Consider the following 4,384-nt stretch of genomic DNA (forward strand, 5'->3'; position numbering starts at 1 on the left):
CATGCTCAGCAGGCCGAGGCAGCCGGTGGCCAGCGGCCCCAGCGGCAGCCAGCTGGTGGCGGCGAAATCGGTGTCCGGCAGCTTGTGCAGGGCCAGGCGCAGCAGCACCAGGGTGATCAGCGAGAAGGCCAGCGACAGCGACAGCCCCCAGAGCACGAAGCCGGCCACCAGCAGTTGCTGCGCGTCCGCGGCAGAGAGGTGCGGCGCCAGCGAGCCGGCGGTGCTGGCGGCCACCTCCGGCGCGACTATGGGCAGCAGCCAGACGGCGGTGAGTTTCTCCAGCGCGTGGTTCTGCCGGGTGAACATCAGGTAGGGCACCAGCAGCGCGCCGAGCAGCGCCAGCGCGGCGTCCAGCCACCACAGGGCATGCGCCAGCGCATAGACGGCCTCGCCCCAGCGCGGCACGCCGAACAGCAGCAGGCCCTTGAGCAATACGGCCAGGCCCATGGGAATGGCGCCGAGGAACATCGACTGCACCGGGTGCAGCAGCATCGGCCAGAGCGTCTCGCGAAACAGCGCCAGGCGCAGCACAAACAGCAGGCTAAACAGCGCGAACAGCGCCACGCCGAATAGCCACAGCCCTTCGGCCAGCGCATACAGGCCCGGCAGCTGCCACGGCAGATGGGCCAACACCAGCGCCAGCACGCCGGTGCCCATGGTCATGGCGAACCAGTTGGGGGTGAAGTGGCGGATAAAGGCGAGCGGTTCGGGCAGACGACTGAAGGGGCGCGGCATGAATCGGGTGATCCCGTGGCATGGCTAAAGGGGTGGTCAGCCTAGGGCCGTAGCTGCCATATTAAAAATACATATTCAGCATCTTTTGCATGCCTTCCATTTATAGGTAGACCGCGTGAACCTGCATCACCTCAAGGTCTTTCTTGCCGTGGCCGAGGCCGGCAGCATCAGCGCCGGCGCCGCGCGCCTGCATATCAGCCAGCCGGCGGTGACCCGCGAGATCCGCGACCTGGAGGCCAGCCTCGAGCTGCGCCTGTTCGACCGCCAGGCCCGCGGCGTGCGCCTGACCGAAGGCGGCCGGCGCTTGCACGACTACGCGCGGCGCATCTTCGCCCTGGAGCAGGCGGCCGAGCGCGACCTGCGCGACTTCGCCCAGCTGGAACAGGGCGAGCTGCACCTGGGCGCCAGCGCCACCCTCGGCGCCTACCTGCTGCCACCCTTGATCAACCGCTTCCGCGCGTTGCACCCGCAGATCTTCGTCGGCCTGGAGGTGAGCAACACCGAGGCGGTGACCCGCCAGCTCGACGAGGGCCGGATCAGCCTGGGCTTCGTCGAAGGCCCCTTCGCCCGAGCCGATTACGATCACCGCCTGCTGGCGCGCGACGCGCTGTTGCCGGTGGTGGCACCGCGACATCCACTGGCCGGGGTCGAGCGGCTGCAGGCGGCGGACCTGCAGGACTACCCGCTGTACATGCGCGAACCCGGCTCGGGCGCGCGCGCCAGCGTCGAGCAGGCCTACCGGGCCCACGGTCTGGAACCGCGCGCCGGCATGGCCATCGGCAGCACCGAGGCGCTCAAGCGCCTGCTCGCCGACGGCCAGGGCATCGCCTGGCTGTCGCAACGGGTGGTCGAGCGCGAACTGGCCAGCGGCGAGCTGCACCGCCTGGCGGTAGCCGACCTGCAGATCGAGCGCGAGCTACATGTGCTGTGGCGCCCCGGCGCCAGCCTGAGCCCGGCGCCGGCGGCCTTCCTGGCGCTGAGCGAAGCGCCGGAATGAGCCCTCGAGCAATATCAAAACTTTTTGATATTGCTGTTGCTGGATGAAAAATGACCGACTAGACTGCGCCACCATGACCCTGCGTGCCTCCCAGCTGGACTTCGACCCCTGCGACGAGCTCGCCGCCCTGTGCAAGGCCGGCGGCGATGCGCTGCGCCTGAACGTGCTGCGCGCGCTGAGCAACGATTCATTCGGCGTGCTGGAGCTGGCGCAGATCTTCGCCATCGGCCAGTCCGGCATGAGCCACCACCTCAAGGTGCTGGCCCAGGCCGGCCTGGTGGCCACCCGCCGCGAAGGCAACGCGATCTTCTACCGCCGCGCCCTGCCCGGCGGCCGCCTGCATGCGGCGCTGCTGGAAGACATCGACGCGCTGCCGCTGCCAGGCGAAGTGCAGGCACGCATCGCCACCGTGCACCAGCAGCGCGCCACCGTCAGCCGCGACTTCTTCGCGCGCATGGCGGCGAGCTTCCAGGCCCAGCAGGACCTGATCGCGAGCCTTGCACAGTACCGCGACAGCCTGCTGGCGCTGCTCGATGCGCTGCACTTCGCGCCGACCGCCAGCGCGCTGGAAATCGGCCCCGGCGACGGCGCCTTCCTGCCCGAGCTGGCCCGCCGCTTCGCCCGTGTCACGGCGCTGGACAACAGCCCGGCGATGCTCGAACTGGCGCGTCAGCGCTGCGTCGGCGAAGGCCTGGACAACGTCGAGCTGCGCCTGGCCGACGCCCTGCAGGACGAACAGCCGGCCGCCGATTGCGTGGTGCTGAACATGGTGCTGCACCACTTCGCCACCCCGGCCGAGGCCTTCCGTCAGCTGGCGCGGCTGGTCGCGCCCGGCGGCAGCCTGCTGCTCAGCGAGCTGTGCAGCCACGACCAGAGCTGGGCCAGGGAGGCCTGCGGCGACCTCTGGCTCGGCTTCGAACAGGACGACCTGGCCCGCTGGGCCAGCGCCGCCGGCCTGGTTGCCGGCGAGAGCCTCTACATTGGCCTGAAGAACGGCTTTCAAATTCAGTTACGGCACTTCGCCAAACCCGATGCGCGCAGCGCCCTCAGCCTCCGGCAAGAAAGGAACCGATAGATGAGCGAATATTCCCTGTTTACCTCCGAGTCCGTGTCCGAGGGGCATCCGGACAAGATCGCCGACCAGATTTCCGATGCCGTGCTCGACGCCATCATCGCCCAGGACAAGCACGCCCGCGTGGCCGTGGAAACCCTGGTCAAGACCGGCGTGGCGATCGTCGCCGGCGAAGTCACCACCAGCGCCTGGGTCGACCTGGAGCAGATCGTCCGCGACGTGATCTGCGACATCGGCTACACCAGCAGCGACGTCGGCTTCGACGGCGCCACCTGCGGCGTGCTCAACATCATCGGCAAGCAGTCCCCGGACATCAACCAGGGTGTCGACCGCGCCAAGCCGGAAGACCAGGGCGCCGGCGATCAGGGCCTGATGTTCGGCTACGCCAGCAACGAGACCGACGTGCTGATGCCGGCGCCGATCCGCCTGTCCCACGCCCTGGTCGAGCGCCAGGCCGAGGCGCGCAAGTCCGGCCTGCTGCCCTGGCTGCGCCCGGACGCGAAATCCCAGGTCACCTGCCGCTATGAGAACGGCAAGGTGGTCGGCATCGACGCCGTGGTGCTGTCCACCCAGCACAACCCGGAAATCAGCCAGAGCGACCTGCAGGAAGCGGTGATGGAGCTGATCGTCAAGCACAGCCTGCCGGCCGAACTGCTGCATAAAGACACCCAGTACCACATCAACCCCACCGGCAAGTTCGTCATCGGCGGCCCGGTGGGCGACTGCGGCCTGACCGGGCGCAAGATCATCGTCGACAGCTACGGCGGCATGGCCCGTCACGGCGGCGGTGCCTTCTCCGGCAAGGACCCGTCCAAGGTCGACCGCAGCGCCGCCTACGCCGGCCGCTACGTGGCCAAGAACATCGTCGCCGCCGGCCTGGCCGAGCGCTGCGAGATCCAGGTGTCCTACGCCATCGGCGTGGCCCAGCCGACCTCGATTTCGGTCAACACCTTCGGCACCCACAAGATCGCCGAAGACAAGATCATCCAGCTGGTGCGCGAAGTGTTCGACCTGCGGCCCTACGCCATCACCCGCATGCTCGACCTGCTCCACCCGATGTACCAGGACACCGCCGCCTACGGCCACTTCGGCCGCACCCCGCAGCAGAAGACGGTGGGCGACGACAGCTTCACCACCTTCACCTGGGAACGCACCGACAAGGCCGCCGACCTGCGCGCCGCCGCCGGTCTGTAAGCCCCCAGCGCAACAGCCGAAGCCCCGCCATCGTGCGGGGCTTTTTGTTGGCCGCTCGTAGCCCGGATGCCACCCGGGAAAACGCTGGCTGCACCCGGGCTACGCGCCGCAGCAGCGGCGTCATTCGCGCACCGGCATGCGCTCGACTAGGCTCAAGCCTTCCCCCCAAGCACGGACGCTTGCCATGAAGGCCTGGATCGCCCTGCTCCTCTTGCCCCTGGCCGCCCAGGCCGAGCCCTGCCCGCACTGGCCCGCCGGGCGCGCCAGCGCCGAACTCGATGCCCTCGCCGAGCAGATCGCCCGCTGGGACGACGCCTACCACAACCAGGGCCGCTCATTGGTCGCCGACGAGCTCTACGACCAGGCGCGCGAGCGTCTGCAGCACT

Annotated in this window: 3 protein-coding genes and 2 pseudogenes; 4 read left to right on the plus strand and 1 reads right to left on the minus strand. The window is 68.8% G+C overall.

Features of this window, described 5'->3' with window-relative positions; all coding sequences use genetic code 11:
• A pseudogene (locus N878_RS13435) lies at nt 1-735 on the minus strand (C4-dicarboxylate ABC transporter); the annotation flags it as partial.
• 115 nt (nt 736-850) lie between these two features.
• Here N878_RS13435 and N878_RS13440 point away from each other — a divergent pair.
• The 4 genes and pseudogenes from N878_RS13440 to N878_RS13455 all read left to right on the plus strand — a co-directional run.
• Nucleotides 851-1,732, plus strand: a complete 882-nt coding sequence (locus tag N878_RS13440) for a LysR family transcriptional regulator (RefSeq protein WP_021444170.1) — start codon at nt 851-853, stop codon at nt 1,730-1,732.
• Between the two features lie 73 nt (nt 1,733-1,805).
• Nucleotides 1,806-2,807 (plus strand): metalloregulator ArsR/SmtB family transcription factor, encoded by a 1,002-nt coding sequence (locus N878_RS13445; protein ID WP_021444171.1) that lies wholly within the window; start codon nt 1,806-1,808, stop codon nt 2,805-2,807.
• The gene (metK, locus tag N878_RS13450) at nt 2,808-3,998 is read left to right on the plus strand and encodes a methionine adenosyltransferase (RefSeq protein ID WP_021444172.1); all 1,191 of its coding nucleotides are present in this window, start codon (nt 2,808-2,810) and stop codon (nt 3,996-3,998) included.
• A gap of 184 nt (nt 3,999-4,182) precedes the next feature.
• A pseudogene (locus tag N878_RS13455) lies at nt 4,183-4,384 on the plus strand (DNA ligase B); the annotation flags it as partial.

The organism is Pseudomonas sp. EGD-AK9 (genome assembly GCF_000465935.2).
Taxonomy (GTDB): Bacteria; Pseudomonadota; Gammaproteobacteria; order Pseudomonadales; family Pseudomonadaceae; genus Aquipseudomonas.

Excerpts from the sequence above, each read along its gene's own strand:
- N878_RS13445 (WP_021444171.1), top strand. The coding sequence starts at position 1,806 with ATGACCCTGCGTGCCTCCCAGCTGGACTTCGACCCCTGCGACGAGCTC.
- metK (WP_021444172.1), top strand. The coding sequence starts at position 2,808 with ATGAGCGAATATTCCCTGTTTACCTCCGAGTCCGTGTCCGAGGGGCAT.